The organism is Antarctobacter sp. (genome assembly GCF_965277915.1).
In the GTDB taxonomy this organism is placed as follows: Bacteria; Pseudomonadota; Alphaproteobacteria; order Rhodobacterales; family Rhodobacteraceae; genus Antarctobacter.
The window spans coordinates 1,032,501-1,053,342 of sequence record NZ_OZ255849.1 but is presented as its reverse complement, the minus strand read 5'-3'; the positions used below and the strand labels follow the sequence as shown (position 1 = coordinate 1,053,342).

The window sequence follows — 20,842 nt, the reverse complement described above, 5'->3', positions numbered from 1 at the left end:
TGGCGGTTTTCACGAGGCCAGCCGGAAATCGCCGCGCGGCTGAACCGCCACGCCTTCGTCCATCAGCTTGCCGATCTCACCTTCCGGCAGTTTCGCCACATCGGCCAGGACCTCTTCGGTGTGCTGACCCAAGTGCGGCGCGGGACGCGGCACCTCGCGCGGGAGCCCGGCAAAGCTGAACGGCGACCCGGGCACAGGGTAGCGACCGATCCCCGGCTGCTCGATTTCCGCGAACATCGGGTTCTCGGGCGTCAGGTCCGCATCCTCGCGCAGCGCCTGGGCAAAGCTGCGGAACTGCGACCAGGTCACGCCGCCCTTGTCGAAATCCGATGCAAACTCGCGCACCTTGCGCCGAGCAAACCACGGAGCTAGCACTTTTGTGATCTCGGCGCGATAGGTCCAGCGGGTCCCTTCCTGCATCAGATCGACGCCAAGTCGCGCCGCCAAATATCCCATGTCCTGTTCGGTGCCGGTGACCTTCATCAGGTTTTTCCACTGGCGCGGGGTCAGGGCAATCACCATGACGCGCCGGCCATCGGCACAGACGAAATCCTGCCCGTAGGCCCCATAAAGCGAATTGCCCGCCCTGGCCCTGTCGGTGCCGTTGACCGCAACCTCTCCGATGATGCCAAGATTGCCCAGCATCGCCGCCGCCGCATCCTTCAGCGTCAGATCAACAAACTGCCCCAACCCTTTGCGAAAACGCAATCTTTCCGCCGTCAATAGGCCAGATACCACCATGTTGCCGGCGATGCAGTCCCAAGCCGGCAGGACATGGGCCACCGGGTCGGACGACCCTTCCGGACCCGTCGCCATCGGAAAGCCCAGGCTGGGGTTCACGGTGTAATCCACCGCCGGTTTCCCGTGCCGGTCGCCGCGCAGCGAGACCATGCACAGATCCTTGCGCCGCGCCTTCAGCGTTTCGTAGTCGGTCCAGCCCTGCGCGGCGAGGTTGGTGATGAACAACCCCGCGTCCTCACCCGGGGCACAGATGATTTCCTGTGCGATCTCACGCCCGCGCGGGCATTTCACGTCCAGCGCGACAGAGCGTTTACCCTTATTCATTCCGGCCCAGAAAAGACTTTCCCCGGAGGATGTTACAGGCCAACGTTTATAATCCATCCCGCCCTGCGGCAGATCGAAACGGATCACGTCCGCGCCCATCTGGGCCAGGGTCATGCCCGCCAGGGGCACCGCCACGAAAGCCGAGCTTTCGACCACCCGCATACCGTCCAGAATGCCGCTCATGCCGTCCACTCCATTCTTGCCTGCAGGCCAAGGTAGTCCTCGAAGGTGGCCGTCCCGACCTCGATGGCCCCGCCCGCAGGGTCCAATGCCCCCACAAGACGCAGGTCGGCGTCGTGGAACATCGGGTGCACCACCCGGTAGGTGAAACGCGACGGTCGCTTGCCCGTGTGCCGTTCGGCGGCCTCGATCGCCATGGTCGCCTGCATGGGGCCATGCACGACAAGCGCCGGGTATTTCTCCACCTGCTGCGCGTAAGGCAGGTCATAGTGGATGCGATGTGCATTGTAAGTCGCTGCGGAATACCGGAAAAGCCGAACCTCGTTCATCGGGACGCGCTCATCGTAGGCCAGGCGATCGGGGACCGGCATCTGGCCTGGCGGACGGAAGACCGGCGGAATGTCGAGATAGACGATGTTCTGCTCTTCCTCGATCACGCCGCCTTTGTCTCCGGTGGTCACATGATCGACGGTGACAAAGGCCATCGGCCCGGTCTTGCCGTCTTTCTGGGTCACCGCCCGGATGGTCGAGACCTTGGTCAGCCGCTCGCCGACGTGGAACACACCACCGAACCGCACGTCCCCGCCCGCCCACATGCGGCGGCGGAAGGGCAAGGGCGGCAGGAAGCCACCCAGCGCCGGGTGTCCGTCCTCCCCCAGGTCGCTCATCGGGACGAATTCCGGAAAAGCGACCCAATGCCATAGGCTTGGCAACTCCATCCCCGGGCGCACATCGCGCTCCGGGGACAGGTCGTGGCTGACGGCGGCGTTCAGCATCCCCGCGAGGTTGGGCGTGACGCCCCCCTCGCGGGTCTCGCTGCGGCCGATCCAGTTGGTATAGTCCGGCTCCATGAGGGACGCGGCGCTCATGCCGCGGCCTTCAGGCCCAGCACCTCGGCCATCGTCCGTCCCATCGCCGAGGGGTTCGGCGCCACGGTGATCCCGGCCGACGACAGGATCTCGACCTTTTCCTGCGCGCTCTCGCCAAAGGCGCTGATGATCGCGCCGGCGTGGCCCATCTGCCGCCCCTTGGGCGCGGCGAGGCCCGCGATATAGGCGCCGACCGGCTTCGTCATGTGGTCGCGGGCATAGGCGGCGGCCTCGGCCTCTTGCGGGCCTCCGATCTCTCCGATCATCATCACCGCGTCGGTTTCCGGATCGTTTTCAAAGAGTTCCAGGATGTCCTTGAAGCTGGATCCGTTGATCGGATCGCCACCGATCCCGATGGAAGACGAAATGCCGATGCCCAGCGCCTTCATCTGGCTGGCGGCCTCGTAGCCCAGCGTGCCCGATCGTCCGACGATGCCCACGCGGCCCGGCATGTAGATGGCGGGCGGCATGATCCCCATGAAGCCCTTGCCGGGGCTGATGATGCCCGCGCAATTCGGCCCGATCAGGCGCATCTTGCGGTCGCGCGGGTAGCGGCGGAGAAAGCGTTTCACACGCATCATGTCCTGCGCCGGGATACCGTCGGTCACGCAGACCGCCGTCCGGATGCCCGCATCCGCCGCCTCCATCATCGCGTCGGCGGCAAAGGCCGGTGGCACGAACAGCAGGCTCGCCTCGGCCCCGGTCTGCTCCACCGCCTCGCGCACGGTGTTGAAGACCGGGCGGTTCAGGACGGTGCTGCCGCCCTTGCCGGGCGTGACGCCGGCAACGACCCTCGTGCCGTATTCGATCATTTCCTGGGCATGGAACTGCCCGATCCGGCCGGAAAGGCCCTGGACAACGACCTTGGTATTTTCATCAATCAGGATAGCCATTTCGCATACTCCTCAGGCTGCCGCGGATTGCGGGCGGGCGGCGACGGCCCGTTCGGCCGCCTCTTCCAGCGTGTCGGCAGAGATGATCGGAAGCCCGCTTTCGCGAATGATCTTCTGGCCTTCCTCGACGTTCGTGCCGCTCAGCCGCACAACCACCGGGATCTCGATCCCCACCTCCTTGTAGGCCTGGATGACCCCTTTCGCGATCCAGTCGCAGCGGTTGATGCCGGCGAAGATGTTGACCAGGATCACGGCGACGTTCTGATCCGACAGAACCGTGCGGAAAGCCTGGCAGACCCGCTCGGGCGAGGCGCCGCCGCCGATGTCGAGGAAGTTCGCGGGTTCGCCGCCGGCCAGCTGGATCATGTCCATCGAGGCCATCGCCAGCCCGGCCCCGTTGATGATGCAGCCGATGTCACCATCGAGCCCGACATAGGCAAGGCCATTGTCAAAGGCATGGGACTCGCGCGGGTCCTCCTGCGACGGATCGCGCAGCGAGGCGATGCCGGGATGTTTATACAGGGCGTTGGAGTCGAAGGACATTTTCGCATCCAGCGCCACCAGGTCGCCCGCCCCTGTGATGACCAGCGGGTTGATCTCGACCATCATGGCGTCCAGATCGCGGTAAGCGCGGTAACAGGCCCGCAGAAAGGTCGAGAACTGGTCGACCTGCTTGCCTTCAAGACCCAGCCGAAACCCCAGTTCGCGCGCCTGGTAGAGGGCCAGCCCCACCGCCGGATCGACCACCGACCGCACCAGGCTGTCGGGATCCTCCTCGGCCAGATCCTCGATCTCCATCCCGCCGTGGCCGGAGGCGACGATCATGATGCGCTCTGTCTTTCGGTCCAGCACGAAGCCCAGGTAGAGTTCCTGCGCGATGTCCGACGCCTCCTCGACCCAGAGCCGGAAGACGCCCTTGCCGTTGGCGTCGGTCTGCTTGGTGACAAGCTGCCGGCCCAAGAGGCCACGGGCGAACTCGGCCACCTCCTGTTCGGACCTGCAGACCTTGACGCCGCCCACTTCGCCGCGCCCGCCGGAATGGATCTGCGCCTTGACGACCCAGGCATTCCCGCCCAGTTCGCGGGCGCGATAGGCCGCCTGTTCCGGCGAGTAGGCCAACCCGCCGCGCGGCACCGGGACGCCAAAGCTCTTCAGGATTTCCTTGGCCTGATGTTCATGAATGTCCATTTTCCGTCCTCCCTCTCGGCGGATTATTCGGCGGCGATGCCGGTTTCCTTGCTGGCAATCGCCTGCGCCATGTCGATTACGTTGCGGGCCATCTTCTCGCTGGCCGCGTCGATCATCTTGCCGTCGAGACTGGCCGCCCCCTTGCCCGCAGCCTCGGCGGCCTTGAGTTCCTCGATGATCCGTTCGGCCTTGGAGACCTCGGCCTCGGGCGGGCTGAAGACGTCGTTGGCCATGGCGATCTGGCTGGGGTGGATGGCCCATTTGCCCTCGCAGCCCAGGGCCGCGGCACGGCGCGCCGCAGCGACAAAGCCCGGCCCGTCCGCGAAATCGCCAAAGGGCCCGTCGATGGCGCGCAGCCCGTAGGCACGGCAGGCAATGACCATCCGGGTGATCGAGGCATGCCACTGATCGCCCGGATAATCCGGGTTCAGACCGCCGATGTTCACGGTGCGCGCCCGCATCGAGGCCGCGTAATCGGCCACGCCGAAATGCAGCGCCTCCAGCCGTCCACCGAACTGCGCGATGGCCTCGACGTTGGCCATGCCCAGCGCGGTTTCGATCAGCGCCTCCAGCCCCACGCGATGGGTCAGGCCGCAGGCCTGTTCGATCTGGTTGATCATCGCCTCGACCATGTAGAGATCCGCCGGCACGCCCACCTTGGGCACCAGCAGCGTCTCGACCCGGTCACCGGCCTTTTCCATGATGTCGACCACGTCGCGGTACATGTAATGCGTGTCCAGCCCGTTGATCCGCACCGACACCGTCTTGCCCTTTCCGGCCCAGTCGATGTCGTTCAGCAGCTCGACCGCGTTCTTGCGCGCCTGGTCCTTTTCCGGCGGCGCCACCGCGTCCTCGAGGTCCAGAAAGACGTAGTCGGCGGCGCTGTCGGCGGCCTTTTCGACCATCGCGGGGTTCGAGGCGGGCACCGCCAGTTCAGAGCGGTGCAGGCGCTGTTTGCGCAACGGGTGCAGCGTGTGGGACATGAGGTTTACCTTTCTTCAAAGCATGAGGGGACCGGCCACGCCCCCTTGGGGCGGCGCGTTCAAATGGTCCCGGGTGTCGGGATGGGGTTACTCGGCGGCCACCGCGAAGGGCTGCCGGGTTTCGGCATCGCCCGCGAACCAGGCCTGCGCCGCGCCGACGCCCGCGCCGGGGACCACGGCGGCGCCCGCCCGCATCAGGGCCAGTTCGGCGAGGCTCAGCGCGGTCAGCGCCATGCCCTCGTTGAAATCGCCAAGATGACCGATGCGAAAGGCCTTGCCGTTCAACCGGCCAAGACCGGATCCGAACGAGGCATTCAGATCGTCATAGGCGATACGCAGCACCTCGCGCGCATCCACGCCTTCGGGCACGCGGATCGCACTGACGGTGTCCGAATAATAGCTGCGGTGTTCGGCCACCAACTCCAGCCCCCAGGCCTGCACGCCCCGGCGGATGCCCTCGGCCAGGCGGGCATGGCGGGCAAAGACCGCCTCCAGCCCCTCGGCAAAGATCCGGTCCAGCGACGCGCGCAACCCGTGCAGCAGCGGCGTCGGCGGCGTGTAGGGAAAGTAGCCATCGGCGTTGAAGGCCCGCATGTCGGCGAAATCATAGTAGGCGCGGCGCATGGTGGCCGTCTTCGACGCCTCCAGCGCCTTCTGGCTGACCCCCAGGATGCCCAGCCCCGCCGGCATCATCATGCCCTTCTGGCTGCCGGTCACGGCCAGGTCGACGCCCCAGTCGTCCATGCGGAACTCCATCGACCCGATCGAGGACACGCCGTCGACAAAGAGCAGCGCGTCGTGAAAGGTGCTGTCCAGTGCCCGGCGCACCGCGGCCACGTCCGACACCACGCCGGTCGCGGTCTCGTTGTGGGTGACGAAGACCGCCTTGATCTCGTCATGCACGTCGCGGCCAAGGATGCGCTCGAACTCGCCCACCGGCGCGCTGGCGCCCCAGGGCAGATCGACGACGACGGGTTCCAGCCCCAGCATCTCTGCCATCTTGACCCAGAGCGTCGAGAACTGGCCATAGCGCGCCATCAGCACCTTGTCGCCCGGGTTCAGCGTGTTGGTGATCGCCGCCTCCCAGGCCGAGGTGCCGGAGCCCGGGAACAGCATCACCTCGCCGGTCGCGGTCTTGAACACGCGCTTGAGGTCGGAAAACAGGCCAAGGGTCAACTCGCCGAAATCACTGGCGCGCATGTCCTGCTGCGGGACATTCATCGCCTGACGCACGACCTCCGGCACATTGGTCGGGCCGGGGATGAAAAGATGGGTCTGTCCGGTGCGCATGGTGCTCCTCCCTTGCGGTTGAGCGCCACCATGCGCCAGACATTCAGCAACCGGAAACAAAGCCGGGTCCTGCTGTAAATGCGAGATTTTACAAACACGAAAAATTGTCAAAGTGTAAAATTTAGTATACTGTAAAATACCATGAAGACCTTCATCGGACCCCGCCTGCGCCGCCTGCGCATCGAACACGGCCAGACCCAGGTGCAGATGGCCAAGCGCCTGGGCATCTCGACCTCTTACGTGAACCTGTTGGAAAAGAACGAGCGCAGCGTGTCGGTGCCGGTCCTGCTCAAGCTGTTCGAGGCCTATGGCGTCGATTGGCGCGACATCGCCGAGGACGACGACACGGCGCAACTGGCCGACATCCGCGGCGTCCTTCAGGACCCGTTGTTCGAAGGCGCCCGCCCCGATCTGCCGCAACTGCGCGCCGCGCTGGCGCACAGCCCCGACCTCGCCGCCTGCTTTCTGAAACTGCACCGCGCCTTCATGGCGACGAATGACCAGTTGATGAGCGTGGCCAGTTCCGGCGAGACCGGGCAGCGCGTCCTGCCGCAGACCTCCGAGGCCGTGGTGCACAACTTTTTCCGCAGCAACCGCAACCACTTCGAGGCCCTGGAACAGGCCGCCGAAGGGTTCTGGTTCGGCGAGAACGTCGCGCCCGACGACATCTACCCCGCGCTGAAACTGCGCCTTCGGCACCGGCTGGACCTGCGGGTGCGGCTGGTGCCGGTGGCCGAGATGCCGACCTCGCTCAGGGAATATGACGACGAGCGCCGCGAGGTCCGCCTGTCCGAGGCGCTGGACCATCCCAACCGGGTGTTCCAGCTGGTCCATGTCGCGGCGCTGGTGGAACAGAAGGACCTGCTGGACGACATCCTGGGCCGCAGCGGCCTGACCGATGCCAAGGGGCGCGCCCGCTGCCGGGTCGAGCTGGCCAACTATTTTGCCGCCGCCGTTCTGATGCCCTATGACCGCTTTCTCGCCGAGGCGCTGGAGAGCAAGTACGACTTCGACCACCTGGCCACGCGGTTCGGCGTCAGTTTCGAACAGGCCTGCCACCGCGCCACCACGCTGCAACGCAGCGGAGCGCGCGGCGTGCCGTTCTTCTTCCTGCGGATCGACAAGGCCGGAAACGTCACCAAGCGATTCAACTCGACCGATTTTCACCTGGCCGAATACGGCGGCGCCTGCCCCCGGCTGGAAGTGCACACCTGTTTCCGGACACCGGGCCTGATTCTGCCGCAGGTGGCCGAGATGCCCGACCGATCACAGTTCTTCGTCTTTGCCCGCACGGTGGACCGGCCCAGCTTTGCCCGCCACAGGCAGGACGTGCGGCTGGCGGTGGCGATGGGCTGCGCGATGGAACACGTCGGCAGCATCGGCTACGCCGAGGACCTGAACGTCCGGCACCCCCATGCGGCCGAGATCGGCATCAACTGCCGGGTCTGCCCCCGCGCCAACTGCGATCAGCGCGCGCACCAGGCGGTGGTCCTTTCCGAACCGGTGGACGAGAACCGCCGCGGCGCGACGCGCTACGCCGTCTGAGCCCGCGTTAACAAGACCTTGCCGCCTTGTACAAAATGCCGGATTCCCTGTACGTTTTGTACAAAACGTACAGGGAATCCCGTCACGCCCAGTCCAGCACCACCTTGCCGGACTTGCCCGATTTCATCGCCGCAAAGCCCTCTTCGAAACTGTCGACAGGGAACCGGTGCGTGATGACCCGGCTGACATCCAGGCCGTTTTCCAGCATGGCGATCATCTTGTACCAGGTCTCGAAAATCTCCCGCCCGTAGACCCCCTTGATCGTGATCGCCTTGAAGACGATGCGCGACCAGTCGACCGGCGACTTGCCTGGCGGAATGCCCAACAGCGCGACGCGCCCACCCATCACCAGCGTCTCGACCATCTGGTCCAGCGCCTGCTGGTTTCCGGACATCTCAAGACCCACGTCGAAGCCCTCCTTCATCTTCAGCCGCGCCTCGACATCCTTCAGGTCTTCCTCCGCCACATTCACCGGCACCACGTCCGCCACCTGCGCCGCCAGCGCCAGCCGGTCAGGGTTCACATCCGTGATCACGACGTGCCGGGCGCCGACATGGCGCGCGACGGCCGCGGCCATGATGCCGATGGGCCCCGCGCCGGTGATCAACACGTCCTCTCCGACGAGATCGAAACTCAGCGCCGTGTGCACCGCATTGCCCAGCGGATCGAGGATGGCCCCGATCTCGTCCGGGATACTGTCCGGCAACGGCACCACGTTGAAGGCCGGCAGGCGCAGGTATTGGGCAAAGGCCCCCTGCTCGTTCACGCCGATACCCCGTGTTTCGGGATCGAGATGGAACTTGCCGGCCCGTGACTGGCGCGAGTGCTTGCCGATCAGATGCCCCTCGCCGCTGCAGCGCTGGCCGATGGTCAGGTCATCCACGTTGCGGCCGATCTCGACGATCTCGCCGGCGAATTCATGCCCCGTCACCAAGGGAACCGGCACGGTCTTTTGCGCCCAGTCGTCCCAGTTCCAGATATGGATATCCGTCCCGCAAATGCCCGTCGCTTTGATCTTGATGAGCACGTCATCCGGTCCGATCTCGGGAACCGGCACGCGCTCCATCCACAGGCCTTCCTCGGGTCTTGCTTTCACAAGCGCTTTCATCTGGTTGCTTTTCATCGGATCACTCCCAACTCTCGGCCCACCTCGGCAAAGGCTGCCAGCGCCTTGTCCAGATGCTCGCGCGTCAAGTCGGCGCTCATCTGCGTGCGGATGCGCGCCTGTCCCTTGGGCACCACCGGAAAGAAGAAACCCGAGACATAGACACCCCGCTCGAACAGCCGCGATGCCATTTCCTGCGCCAGTTTCGCCTCGCCCAGCATGACCGGGATGATCGGATGCTCACCCGGCAGCAGGTCGAACCCCAGATCGGTCAGGCCCGCGCGCCAGTAGGCGGCATTGTCGAAAAGTCGCGCCCGCAGATCGTCGCCTTCCTCGACCAGTCGGATGGCCTCGATCCCCGCGGCCACGACCGCCGGCGGCAGCGCGTTGGAAAACAGGTAGGGCCGCGCGCGTTGACGCAACAGGTCGATCACTGGCTGCGGCCCGGCGATGTAGCCGCCGATGGCGCCCCCAAGCGCCTTGCCCAGCGTGCCGGTCAGGATATCGACATCGACCCCGCAATGCGCCGGCGTCCCCTGCCCTTGCGGCCCCATGAAGCCGGTCGCGTGGCAGTCGTCCACCATGACCAGCGCATCGTATTGTTCTGCCAGCGCCGTGATTTCCGGCAGCTTGGCAAGGTAGCCATCCATCGAAAAAACACCATCGGTGGCGATCATGATGAACCGCGCGCCATCCGCGCGCGCCTGCTTCAACTGCGCCTCCAGAGCCGCCATGTCGGAATTGGCGTAGCGATAGCGCCGCGCTTTGCACAGGCGGATGCCGTCGATGATCGAGGCATGGTTGAGCGCGTCCGAGATAACGGCATCCTCCGGCCCCAACAGCGGCTCGAAAAGCCCGCCATTGGCATCGAAACAGGCCGCGAAGAGGATCGAGTCATCCTTGCCCAGGAATTTCGCCAGCCGGGTCTCCAACTCTCGGTGCAGGTCCTGAGTGCCACAGATGAACCGGACGGAGGCCATGCCATAGCCCTTCGGCTCCATCGCCGCCTTGGCCGCGGCGATCAGGTCGGGATGATCGGCCAGGCCAAGGTAGTTGTTGGCACAAAGACAGATCTTCGTCTCGCCATCGACCATGATCTCACCGCCCTGCGGCGAACTGATGAGGCGCTCGCGCTTCATCATGCCGTCGGCCTCGATCTGGCTCAGGGTCTCGGTCAGATGGGTCAGGAATCGGTGTGTCATGTCGGCCTCCATTGCGGAAAGGCTAACATGACGGACGAGATTCCGAAATAGGGGATTTTCGGGATTGCGGAAAATTATCCGCTATACTGGCAGGTCACGCATCCTGCACCACCAGGAAGGCCCGCGCCGGGACAGGGGCTGCGATACGGTGCGCCACGTCGGCGGCATAGCGCGCGGTATCCCCGGGGCCGAGCCGATCGCTGCCCGCACCGCTTGTCACCTCGACTTCGCCTTCGATCACACTGAGATGCTCGCGCGCGCCGCGCGTGTGCGGCAGGCTGTCCAGCACCCCGCCAGCGGCAAAGCGCAACTCGTAGACCTCGTGCCGGCCGGCCTCTTCGGGTGGCGACAGGATGCGGATGGTGCAGCCCGCACCCCGGTTCTCGATCGTGGGCACGTCCCCCGCGCGCAGCACCTCGATCTGGCGCGCCGGCGCCTCTTCCAGCAAACCGGCGAAATCGACCTGCAGCGCGCGGGTCAGGTTCCAGAGCGTGGCGATGGTGGGCGAGGATTCGCCCCGTTCGATCTGGCTGACCATGCTGCGGGACACGCCCGACAGCTTGGCCACGGCATCCAGAGACAGCCCCTGCGCCCGACGCGCCTCGCGCAGGCGGGAGGGAAGTTTGGCCAAGATGGCGTCAGCGTTTTCCGTCATACCGGAGAAATACCGGCACGCTGCCCGCGGGGCAAGCCCGCTTTCCTCTGGTATCACTCCATGTCAGCATCGCGCCGGACCAGAGGGGAACACGATGACCGACAACCATGTTTCGACCCATGACGCCGCGCCGGACGCGCGCAACGATGACATTCTGATCTATGTCGACGGCGAGATCGTCCACCGGGACGAGGCGCGGGTGTCCGTCTATGACAGCGGGTTCCTGCTGGGGGACGGGATCTGGGAAGGCCTGCGGCTGTATGATGGCAGGATCCCCTTCCTGGACGACCACCTGGATCGGCTCTTCGAAGCCGCGCTCTACCTGGAACTGGAGATCGGCAAGACGCGCGAGGAACTGACGCAGGCCATTTGGGACACGCTGTCGGCAAACGGGATGACGACGGATGTTCACATCCGCCTGATGGTGACGCGCGGGCGCAAGCGCAAGCCGTTCCAGCACCCGCATCTCAGCGTCTACGGCCCCACCATTGTCATCATCGCGGAACATTCGAAACCCGATGACAGCGTGATCGACCGGGGCATTTCCCTGTTCACCGTACCGCACCATCGCGGGCTGCCGTTGACGCAGGACGCCAAGCTGAACTCGCATTCCAAGCTGAACTGCATCATCGCGCTGAACCATGCTGTCCGGGCCGGCGCCGACGAGGCGCTGATGCTGGACCCTTTCGGTTTCGTGAACACGACCAACGCCTGCAACTTCTTCATCGTGCGCAAGGGCGAGGTCTGGACCTCGACCGGGGACTACTGCATGAACGGGATCACCCGGCAAAAGGTGATCGACATTTGCCGCCAGAACGGCATCCCGGTCCATGAACGCAACTATTCTCTGGTCGATACCTACGGCGCCGACGAGGCTTTTCTGACGGGCACCTTCGGCGCGCAGACACCGGTCTTCGAGATCGACGGGCGCGTGATCGGCGGCGGCAAGGCGGGGCCGGTGTTCCACCGCATCCGCGCACTCTACAAGGAAATGATCCGGCGCGGCGACTAAACACCGGGCAACGTGCATATCTGATCGGGCGGACATGACAGATCGCGGAACATGGCCGCGGCGCGTTGAATCCTGTCGCGAATTCAGAGGTGAGACGCCCCGACGTCTGGCGTCGGCTGGACGTACTCACCTTGGCCTCAGACATCCTGTATACATAATTTAGGAAGGGCGCACTCTAGTCACACATAATGACACCCCATTGACAGAATCTGTATACAGAATACCCTCTCGGAAGGATTGGGGGGAGGAGACCCATGAATCGCCAGGAACGCAGCGCGCAGTTCGCACGCGCCCTGATCGAGTTGCGCTCGCTCGTGCTGAACGGCGTCTATGCCAGGGGCGAGCGCCTGGCCGAAACCGCGCTTTCGGACCGCCTGGGCCTGTCCCGAACGCCCTTGCGGCAGGCGATGGATCGGCTGGTGGACGAAGGCCTTCTGGAACGGATCGAAACCGGTGGCTGCCGCGTGGCGAAATTCACCTGTGCCGATATCCACGACGCGATCGAGCTGCGCGGCGTCCTTGAAGGCACAGCCGCCCGTCTTGCCGCGGAACGCGGCGCGGTTTCCGAACTGGCCGAACGCATGAACGAAGTCCTGGCGCAACTGGACGAAGCCGTCGCAGCCCCACTTGATTTCAAGGCCTATGTCACCTTGAACGGCGAATTCCACGACCTGCTGGCCAACCTCGCGGGCAGCGCAATCGTGGCGCGCGAGGTCGCGCGCGCCGGACGATTGCCGGCTGCCTCACCCTCCGCCTTCATGCAGGGGCAGGAACTGATCCCCGATTTCCGCGAAAGCCTCACCCACGCACAACGACAGCACCGCGCCATCTATGAGGCGATCATGGACCGCCAGGGCAGCCGCGCCGAGGCGCTGGCCCGCGAACACGCGCGTCTGGCCCGCACCAACCTTGACTACGTGACAAGAGAAGAGCCGGCCCTTGCCGAAAAGGTGCCCGGCCTGTCGCTGATCGCGGAATGATCCGACTGACACAGGGAGAGAGGAACCAAGCATGCCCAGTCTGAACGACGCGATGAAGAAGTGGAACACTCCGGTCGAGATGCTGCGCAACAGCCAGGCCGGGATGTATGTCTACCCCGTGGTGACGCCGGAATTCCAGAACTGGCGCAACGAACAGGCCGCCTGGCGCGAAAGCGCGGTGCTGTTCGACCAGAGCCACCACATGGACGAGGTCATCGTCGAAGGGCCGCAGGCGACGGAGTTCCTGTCGCATCACGGCATCAACTCCTTCGCCAATTTCGACCTGAACCGGGCCAAGCACTTTGTCCCGGTCACCCCCAACGGCCATGTCATTGGCGACCACATCATTTTCCGAGAGCGCGAAGACAAGTATATCCTCGTCGGCCGGGCGCCGACCTCGAACTGGCTGATGTTTGCCGCGGCCTGGGGCAAGTGGAACGTGCGTCTGCGCCACGACCCGCGGTCGCCATCGCGCCCCGAGGGCGAGCGCGTGCTGCGCGAGCACTACCGCTATCAGATCCAGGGGCCCGAGGCCTACAAGATCTTCGAGAAGATGAATGGCGGACCGATCCCCGACATCAAGTTCTTTCACGTCGACTGGATCAACATCGGCTCAAAGAAGGTGCAGGCACTGCGCCACGGCATGTCCGGTGCGCCTGGGCTGGAGGTCTGGGGCCCCTACAAGGACAAGGACTATATCCACTCGGTGATCCTGGAGTCCGCGAAAGAGGCGGGCGTGGACATCGTGCAATGCGGCAGCCGCGCCTATTCGACCAACACGTTGGAATCCGGTTGGATCCCCTCTCCCCTGCCCGGCATCTACACGGGCGACGGCATGCTGGCGGATTACCGCGACTGGCTGGGCGCCGACATGTACGAGGCGGCGGGCGCCATCGGCGGCAGCTTTGTCAGCGACAACATCGAGGACTATTACGTCAACCCGTTCGAACTGGGCTATGATTTCTACATCGGCTGGAAAAAGGACGATTTCGTCGGCAAGGCGGCACTGGAAAAGATCAAGGCCGAAGGCGCCCACCGCAAGAAGGTGACCTTTGAATGGAACCGCGAGGATGTGCTGAAAGTCATCGCCAGCGGATTCGAGGAGGGCACACCCTACAAATGGATCGACTTTCCGCAGCCCAACTATGCCTCGTCCGGCGCCGACATGGTGATGCAGGGCGACCAGATGGTCGGCATGTCGATGTTCAACGGCTATAGCTGGAACGAACGCTGCATGCTGTCGCTGGGGGTGGTGCACAAGGACGTGCAGGTGGGCGACGTGCTGACCCTGCGCTGGGGCGAGCCGGACGATACCGCCAAGACATCGACCGAAAAGCACAAGCAGGCCGAGATCCGGGTGCGCGTCTCGCCCACGCCCTATGCCAAGGAAGCCCGCGAGAACTATGCCGACAGCTGGCGGACGAAGGCGGCGGAATAGCAAGAATTCATGCGTCTTCGGGCGGAATGAATATGTGTCCCGGGCAAGGTCATGCGCTACTCTGCCCGGGGGTGGACCGTGCCGGGGAGGGCCGGCCATGCCAACCGGGAGGATAATCAAATGAAAATGACCCATCTGTTCGCGGGCGCCGCACTTGCCGTCGCCTCTGCCATGAGCGTGCAGGCCCAGGAGCTGAAATTCGCCAATTTCACCCCACCGTTCCACACCATCAACGCCAGCGTGATCGAAAGGCTGAATGCCGACTTGTCGGCGGCCACCGATGGCGCGGTCAGCGTGCGCGGCTATCACGGCGGCGAGTTGGGCGCCGGCCCGGTCGAACAATATGTCCGCGCCGTGCAGGGTGTCGCGGACATGGTCTGGGGCCTTCCGGGCTATACCTCGTCGCAGTTCGGCAAGACCATGATCGTCGAACTGCCCAACGCCATCCCGCTGGACCAGCCGGGCTATGAGGCGCTCTGGGCCGCCTTCGACGAGATCAAGGGAGAGTTCCCGGCTACAAAGCCGATCGCGCTCTGGACCTCGGAGCCGAATATTTTCATCATGAAGGACGTGCAGATCCGCACACCTGCGGACCTCGAAGGGTTGAAGGTGCGCGTCGCCGGCGCCACTGCCGCCGAAGTGGCCGAGGCCCTTGGCGCGACACCGGTACAGATGCCGATCAACCAGGTCTACAACGCCCTGCAGACCGGCCTGATCGACGGCGTGATCACCGGGGCATCGACGCTGTCGGACTTCAAGCTGGACGAAGTCGCCAACAGCTATACCGTGGGCGCCAACCTTGGCCGCCTCGCGTTCTACACGGTGATGGGCCAGTCGTCCTATGACAAGCTGTCGGCGGAGGCCAAGGCCGCCGTCGATGCCGTCGCCGGAATGGAGGTTTCCAAGTCCGCCGAGATGGCATGGAACGCGACGGCGGATGCCGCGCTGGAGACGGCCCGTGCCGACAATACCAACGTGGTGATCGATCTCAGCCCGGAAGAGGCCCAGGCCTTTGCCGATGCCGTCGCCGACGTGGTGAACGGTTACGTCAGCGAGGTCAGCGGAGAGGCCGCGCTTGCCAAGATGCGGGGCGAGTGAGTGCTGAACGCGCTCAGAAAAACCGCGGACGGGCTGATCCGCCTGTCCGCGGGGATCGGCGCCCTGGCCCTGATCGCGGAGGTCGTCGTGATCCTGGTGGACGTGATCGGGCGGGCCTTCGGTCATCCGATGTTCGGCAGCCAGGACCTGATCACCATGATCATGGTCATGCTGGTCTTTGGCGGCATGGCGCTCTGTGACCGGAACGGCGGACATATCGCCGTCGACCTGTTCCAGAAGACCTATCCGCCGTTGATGAACCGGATCATCGACATCTTCTCTGCGCTCTTGGGCGCCGCAATCTTTGCCTTCATCGCCTGGGCGGTCTGGGAAAGCGCCAAGCTGAGCCAGATGCTGAACCTGTCGACCAACCTCCTGCGGCTGCCCAAGGCCTGGTTTCAGTGGGGGCTGTGCGGGTTTGCTGCCCTGACCTCTCTGGGCATGTGCCTACGGGCGGTGGAACTGTCCCTGTCCCGACGCGACGTGCGCGGGGAATGGAGCAAGACCCCATGACCATCGGAGCCATCGGCCTTTTGGGAATCGTGGTCCTGCTGATCCTGCTGATCCTGCGTATTCCCGTGGCTTTTGCCATGTTCCTGGTGGGCTTTTTGGGGATCTGGCACCTGAACGGCTGGAACGCGGCGATGGGGCTCCTGGCCTCCGAGACCTTTACGCTGGCCTCGAACCCGGAACTGGTCATCATCCCCCTGTTCATCCTGATGGGCAACGTGGCAACGGTCACCGGGATGAGCCGGCAGCTCTACGATGCCGCCTATGCGGTGATCGGCCAGGTCCGCGGCGGGCTGGCCTCGGCAACGGTGATCGGCTGCGGCGGATTCGCGGCCTTGTCGGGATCGTCCGTCGCCTCGGCCCTGACGATGGGCAAGGTCAGCCTGCGAGAGATGGACCGTTTCGACTATGATCCGCGCCTTTCGACGGGTGTGGTCGCCGCCGGCGGCACTCTGGGCATCCTGATTCCGCCCTCCACCGGCTTTGTCATCTATGCGATCCTGACCGAACAGAGCATCGGTCGTCTGTTCCTGGCAGGCGTCCTGCCCGGGCTGCTGCTGCTGAGCGCCTTCATCCTGACCATCACCATCATGTGCTGGCTCCGCCCCGCCCTTGGCCCCGCCGGACCGCAGACCACGGTGGACGAGAAAAGCCGCAAGCTGCTGGGCGCACTGCCCATCCTCGTGGTGATCCTGCTGACAATCGGCGGCATCTACGCCGGGTTCTTCTCTCCGACAGAGGCGGCCGGCGTGGGGGCCGGGCTGGTGATCCTCTACGGGGGTGTCACCAGAACCCTCTCGATCCGCGCCTTCTGGGAGGCCGCCAAGGACAGCATCGTGACCACGGCGACTGTCATGCTGATCCTGATCGCGGCGCATATGATTAACCCTTTCCTGGCCCTCAGCCATATCCCCACGGTCGTCGGAGAGTTCCTTGCGGGACTGGAGACAGGGACAATCGGCACCCTCGTGGTGATCCTTTTCGTCTACCTCGTCCTGGGCTGCTTTCTCGAAGGTTTTGCGATGCTGGTGTTGACCCTGCCGATCTTCTTTCCGGTCATCGTCGACCTGGGGATCGATCCGATCTGGTTTGGCGTTCTGGTTGTCCTGACGCTGGAAATGGGTTTGATCTCGCCACCGGTGGGCATCAACGTCTTCATCGTCAAGTCCGTGGCGCCCAGAGTGGAACTGGGGACCATCTTTCGTGGTGTCCTGCCCTTCTGGCTGGCGATGATCGGAACGCTGGCGGTCCTGATCGCCTTCCCGCAGATCTCTTTGATCCTGCCCGACACGATGTTCAACTGACATGACAACAGGACGCACGATACCACGCAACCTGCGGCACCTGCGCCTTTTGCCTGCGATAGCAGATCACCGTTCGCTGACCGGTGCCGCGCAGGTCAGCGGCCTGTCACAGACCGCCGTCACCCATGCCCTGCACAAGCTCGAAACTGCTGTGGGCAGCGCCCTGTTCGACCGCAACAGCGCCGGGGCATTTCCGACGGATCGTGGTCTGGTGCTGCTGGCACGGGTTCGGCGCGCGCTCGACCGGCTGGACCCTGCTCTCGAATCCCTGGCGCCCGGCCTGTCGCGCGTGGCGACACATTCACAGCTCACCGCCCTGATCACCACAGCGCAGACCGGCAATGTCTCACTGGCCGCACGGCAACTGGGCTTGGCGCAACCGACGGTCCATCGCGCCGTGACGGATTTGGAACGGGCTGCTGACCGTTCATTGTTCGACCGCGCACGTAGCGGATTGGTCCCGCACCGGGCCTGCCTGTCGCTTTGCAGGGCCGCACGACTCGCCTTTGCCGAACTGGACCAGGCCGAGGCGGATCTTGCAGAATTCGACGGGCGAGAGGGCGGGCGCGTGGTTCTGGGCGCCCTGCCCCTGTCGCGATCCGACCTGTTGCCCGCCGCCCTGGTGGCCTTCCGGCAGGAACGCCCCGAAACGCCAGTCATCGTGCATGACAGTCGCTACGAGGATCTTTTGGCCGGGCTCATTGCCGGCGAGGTCGATGCCATCATCGGAGCGCTACGCAACCCTGCTCCCGCGGCGGAGGTCGAGCAACGGCCGCTCTTTGAAGACCGGTTGTGTTTCGTATCCGGACCGGAGCATCCCCTGGCCGGGGAGACGTCTTTGACCATCGAAAACCTTGCTCGATGGCCTTGGATCGTCCCCCGCGAGGGAGCGCCCGCACGACTTCAGTTCCAGGAGTTCTTTGCCAAACACGGTCTGCGGCCTCCCGAAAACGTCATCGAAAGTGGTTCGGTCCTGCTGATGCGCGAGACCTTGCGGCAAAGCGACATGCTCGGCTGCATTTCAGGCTGGCAGGCCGCAGCCGAGGTCCGGCACCGCCTGATGACGCCACTTCCGGTTCAACCGGATGTTCCTGCACGCAAGATCGGTGTCACGCTGCGCCGTGACTGGATGCCCACAACGGCGCAACGCCGCATGCTGGATCTGCTGACCGAGGCCGCGCGGAACCTGTGATCCAACATAGAAAAAACCCCGCCGGCAAAGCCGAACGGGGTTCCTGTTTCTTACATCGCATAGAGAGGTTTGGTTTTTACTAGGTTTGGCGGCGACCTACTCTCCCACGTCTTGAGACGCAGTACCATTGGCGCGGTGGCACTTAACGGCCGGGTTCGGAATGGATCCGGGTGTTTTGCTCACGCTATGACCACCAAACCGAGGAAAAACCACATCGCTGCGGGGATTGGGTTTGGTGGCAGGCAGCGTTTCGCGAAGCGATACCGCGTTGCCACGCCTTTCCAATCCTGGCGCAACGTCAATCAACATCGTTGTCCGCGTCAGTACACCTATGGTGTATGCCTTGATGTCCGTAACATGGTTTTGGAACCTTGCTGTTACTGGATCAAATCAAGCCTATCGGACCATTAGTACCGGTCAACTGAACACATTGCTGTGCTTACATCTCCGGCCTATCGACGTGGTGGTCTTCCACGGTCCTCAGGGATACCTTGTTTTGAGGGGGGCTTCCCGCTTAGATGCCTTCAGCGGTTATCCTGTCCGATCATAGCTACCCTGCACTGCTGCTGGCGCAACAACAGGTCCACCAGTGGATCGTTCACCCCGGTCCTCTCGTACTAGGGGCAACTCCTCTCAAGTATCCTACACCCACGGCAGATAGGGACCGAACTGTCTCACGACGTTCTAAACCCAGCTCACGTACCTCTTTAAATGGCGAACAGCCATACCCTTGGGACCTGCTCCAGCCCCAGGATGAGATGAGCCGACATCGAGGTGCCAAACACTGCCGTCGATATGGACTCTTGGGCAGTATCAGCCTGTTATCCCCGGCGTACCTTTTATCCGTTGAGCGATGGCCCTCCCACTTGGGACCACCGGATCACTATGGCCGTCTTTCGACTCTGCTCGACTTGTCAGTCTTGCAGTCAGGCTGGCTTCTGCCATTGCACTCAACGAGCGATTTCCGACCGCTCTGAGCCAACCTTCGCGCGCCTCCGTTACGCTTTAGGAGGCGACCGCCCCAGTCAAACTACCCACCACGCAGGGTCCCGGACCCGGATAACGGGCCGCGGTTAGACATCAAGCAGAACAAGGGTGGTATCTCAAGGGAGGCTCCACAGGGACTGGCGTCCCTGCTTCAAAGCCTACCACCTATCCTGCACATGTTGTGCCTGATGCCAGTGCGAAGCTGTAGTGAAGGTGCACGGGGTCTTTCCGTCTAACCGCGGGAAGCCTGCATCTTGACAGGCAATTCAATTTCGCTGAGTCGATGTTGGAGACAGCGGGGAAGTCGTTACGCCATTCGTGCAGGTCGGAACTTACCCGACAAGGAATTTCGCTACCTTAGGACCGTTATAGTTACGGCCGCCGTTTACCTGGGCTTCAATTCGGAGCTTGCACCCCTCCTTTTAACCTTCAGGCACCGGGCAGGCGTCAGACCCTATACGTCGTCTTGCGACTTCGCAGAGCCCTGTGTTTTTAATAAACAGTCGCCACCCCCTGGTTTGTGCCCCCGGTAGTCGTGTACCGGGCCTCCTTCTCGCGAACTTACGGAGGTATTTTGCCGAGTTCCTTCAACATCGTTCTCTCAAGCGCCTTGGTATTCTCTACCAGTCCACCTGTGTCGGTTTAGGGTACGATCTCATGGAGGGCTATTTCCTGGGACTGTCTTGGATACGTGCCAATCCGATAAGGCACGCACGCCGCCACAATCCGTCACATCCTCCTGGCCCAGGAATATTAACCTGGTTCCCATCGACTACGCCTTTCGGCCTCGCCTTAGGGGTCGGCTTACCCTGCTCAGATTAGCTTTAAGCAGGAACCCTTGGACTTTCGGCGAGAGTGTCTCTCACACTCTTTGTCGCTACTCATGTCATCATTCTCGCTAGTGATCTCTCCACCGGATCCCTCACAGGCCGGCTTCACAGAAAAGACTTTCTCCTGCGCTACCGCCTATCGGCTACTTGAGCGCGTTTCCACGCTCCGTACGACCGGCGGCAGTAAAGGATAAGTCCTATATCACACTACGCTCCGCTACCATGCCTTACGGCATCCTAAGCTTCGGCTCATGGCTTGAGCCCCGTTACATCTTCGCCGCAGGACAACTTGTTTAGACCAGTGAGCTGTTACGCTATCTTTAAAGGATGGCTGCTTCTAAGCCAACCTCCTGGTTGTTTTGGTCGTCCCACCTGCTTTCCCACTTAGCCATGAATTGGGGGCCTTAGCTGTAGGTCAGGGTTGTTTCCCTCTCCACTACGGACGTTAGCATCCGCAGTGTGTCTGCCATCTAGTACTCCCGGGTATTCGGAGTTTGGTTAGGATCAGTAAGCCTG

Annotated in this window: 17 protein-coding genes and 2 rRNA genes (1 of these 19 running past the window's edge); 8 read left to right on the top strand and 11 right to left on the bottom strand. The window is 63.4% G+C overall.

Annotated elements, in window-relative coordinates:
- Positions 1-9 precede the first annotated feature (9 nt).
- From ACQY5B_RS05960 to ACQY5B_RS05935, 6 genes are all read right to left on the bottom strand, one after another.
- Positions 10-1,248, bottom strand: a complete 1,239-nt coding sequence (locus tag ACQY5B_RS05960; RefSeq protein WP_305971959.1) for a CoA transferase — start codon at positions 1,246-1,248, stop codon at positions 10-12.
- Positions 1,245-2,114, bottom strand: a complete 870-nt coding sequence (locus tag ACQY5B_RS05955; protein WP_420325968.1) for an HTD2 family dehydratase — start codon at positions 2,112-2,114, stop codon at positions 1,245-1,247. Before ACQY5B_RS05955 ends, ACQY5B_RS05960 begins: the two co-directional genes overlap by 4 nt.
- Entirely contained in the window at positions 2,111-3,007 is an 897-nt protein-coding gene (sucD, locus tag ACQY5B_RS05950; RefSeq protein WP_305971957.1) for a succinate--CoA ligase subunit alpha, read from the bottom strand. Before sucD ends, ACQY5B_RS05955 begins: the two co-directional genes overlap by 4 nt.
- 12 nt (positions 3,008-3,019) lie before the next feature.
- The gene (locus tag ACQY5B_RS05945) at positions 3,020-4,195 is read right to left on the bottom strand and encodes a malate--CoA ligase subunit beta (RefSeq protein WP_420325969.1); all 1,176 of its coding nucleotides are present in this window, start codon (positions 4,193-4,195) and stop codon (positions 3,020-3,022) included.
- A gap of 23 nt (positions 4,196-4,218) precedes the next feature.
- Positions 4,219-5,178, bottom strand: coding sequence for an HpcH/HpaI aldolase/citrate lyase family protein (locus tag ACQY5B_RS05940; protein WP_305971955.1), 960 nt, complete (start codon positions 5,176-5,178; stop codon positions 4,219-4,221).
- An 87-nt stretch (positions 5,179-5,265) separates the two neighbouring features.
- On the bottom strand, positions 5,266-6,468 hold the full coding sequence (locus tag ACQY5B_RS05935) for a pyridoxal-phosphate-dependent aminotransferase family protein (protein ID WP_420325970.1): 1,203 nt from the start codon (positions 6,466-6,468) through the stop codon (positions 5,266-5,268).
- A 141-nt stretch (positions 6,469-6,609) separates the two neighbouring features.
- Here ACQY5B_RS05935 and ACQY5B_RS05930 point away from each other — a divergent pair, with 141 nt between their 5' ends.
- Positions 6,610-8,013, top strand: coding sequence for a helix-turn-helix domain-containing protein (locus tag ACQY5B_RS05930; protein WP_420325972.1), 1,404 nt, complete (start codon positions 6,610-6,612; stop codon positions 8,011-8,013).
- Between the two features lie 82 nt (positions 8,014-8,095).
- Here ACQY5B_RS05930 and tdh read toward each other — a convergent pair whose 3' ends face one another.
- The 3 genes from tdh to ACQY5B_RS05915 form a co-directional block, all read right to left on the bottom strand.
- Positions 8,096-9,136, bottom strand: a complete 1,041-nt coding sequence (gene tdh, locus ACQY5B_RS05925) for an L-threonine 3-dehydrogenase (RefSeq protein ID WP_305971952.1) — start codon at positions 9,134-9,136, stop codon at positions 8,096-8,098.
- A complete protein-coding gene (locus tag ACQY5B_RS05920) occupies positions 9,133-10,320 on the bottom strand; it encodes a glycine C-acetyltransferase (RefSeq protein ID WP_420325973.1) in 1,188 nt (395 codons plus the stop codon). Before ACQY5B_RS05920 ends, tdh begins: the two co-directional genes overlap by 4 nt.
- A 94-nt stretch (positions 10,321-10,414) precedes the next feature.
- Positions 10,415-10,975 carry a helix-turn-helix domain-containing protein gene (locus tag ACQY5B_RS05915; protein WP_420325974.1) on the bottom strand — a complete coding sequence of 187 codons (561 nt, stop codon included), beginning with the start codon at positions 10,973-10,975 and terminating at the stop codon, positions 10,415-10,417.
- A gap of 94 nt (positions 10,976-11,069) precedes the next feature.
- Here ACQY5B_RS05915 and ACQY5B_RS05910 point away from each other — a divergent pair, with 94 nt between their 5' ends.
- The 7 genes from ACQY5B_RS05910 to ACQY5B_RS05880 all read left to right on the top strand — a co-directional run bounded on the left by ACQY5B_RS05910 (position 11,070) and on the right by ACQY5B_RS05880 (position 18,509).
- Positions 11,070-11,987 carry an aminotransferase class IV gene (locus ACQY5B_RS05910; protein ID WP_420325975.1) on the top strand — a complete coding sequence of 306 codons (918 nt, stop codon included), beginning with the start codon at positions 11,070-11,072 and terminating at the stop codon, positions 11,985-11,987.
- A 254-nt stretch (positions 11,988-12,241) separates the two neighbouring features.
- Positions 12,242-12,967, top strand: coding sequence for a GntR family transcriptional regulator (locus ACQY5B_RS05905; protein ID WP_420325976.1), 726 nt, complete (start codon positions 12,242-12,244; stop codon positions 12,965-12,967).
- A 31-nt stretch (positions 12,968-12,998) separates the two neighbouring features.
- Positions 12,999-14,405 carry a vanillate/3-O-methylgallate O-demethylase gene (gene ligM, locus ACQY5B_RS05900; protein ID WP_420325977.1) on the top strand — a complete coding sequence of 469 codons (1,407 nt, stop codon included), beginning with the start codon at positions 12,999-13,001 and terminating at the stop codon, positions 14,403-14,405.
- 120 nt (positions 14,406-14,525) lie between these two features.
- A complete protein-coding gene (locus tag ACQY5B_RS05895) occupies positions 14,526-15,503 on the top strand; it encodes a TRAP transporter substrate-binding protein (RefSeq protein WP_306043442.1) in 978 nt (325 codons plus the stop codon).
- Positions 15,504-16,016, top strand: a complete 513-nt coding sequence (locus ACQY5B_RS05890; protein WP_420325978.1) for a TRAP transporter small permease — start codon at positions 15,504-15,506, stop codon at positions 16,014-16,016.
- Entirely contained in the window at positions 16,013-17,317 is a 1,305-nt protein-coding gene (locus ACQY5B_RS05885) for a TRAP transporter large permease (protein WP_420325980.1), read from the top strand. Before ACQY5B_RS05890 ends, ACQY5B_RS05885 begins: the two co-directional genes overlap by 4 nt.
- A gap of 1 nt (position 17,318) precedes the next feature.
- Positions 17,319-18,509: a LysR family transcriptional regulator gene (locus ACQY5B_RS05880; protein ID WP_420325981.1), complete on the top strand. Its 1,191-nt coding sequence runs from the start codon at positions 17,319-17,321 to the stop codon at positions 18,507-18,509.
- A gap of 83 nt (positions 18,510-18,592) precedes the next feature.
- Here the strand turns inward: ACQY5B_RS05880 and rrf are convergent.
- Both rrf and ACQY5B_RS05870 read right to left on the bottom strand, forming a co-directional pair.
- Positions 18,593-18,707, bottom strand: a 5S ribosomal RNA gene (gene rrf / locus ACQY5B_RS05875).
- Positions 18,708-18,895: 188 nt separating this feature from the next.
- Positions 18,896-20,842 (bottom strand): 23S ribosomal RNA (locus tag ACQY5B_RS05870) (it continues 1,507 nt past the right edge of the window).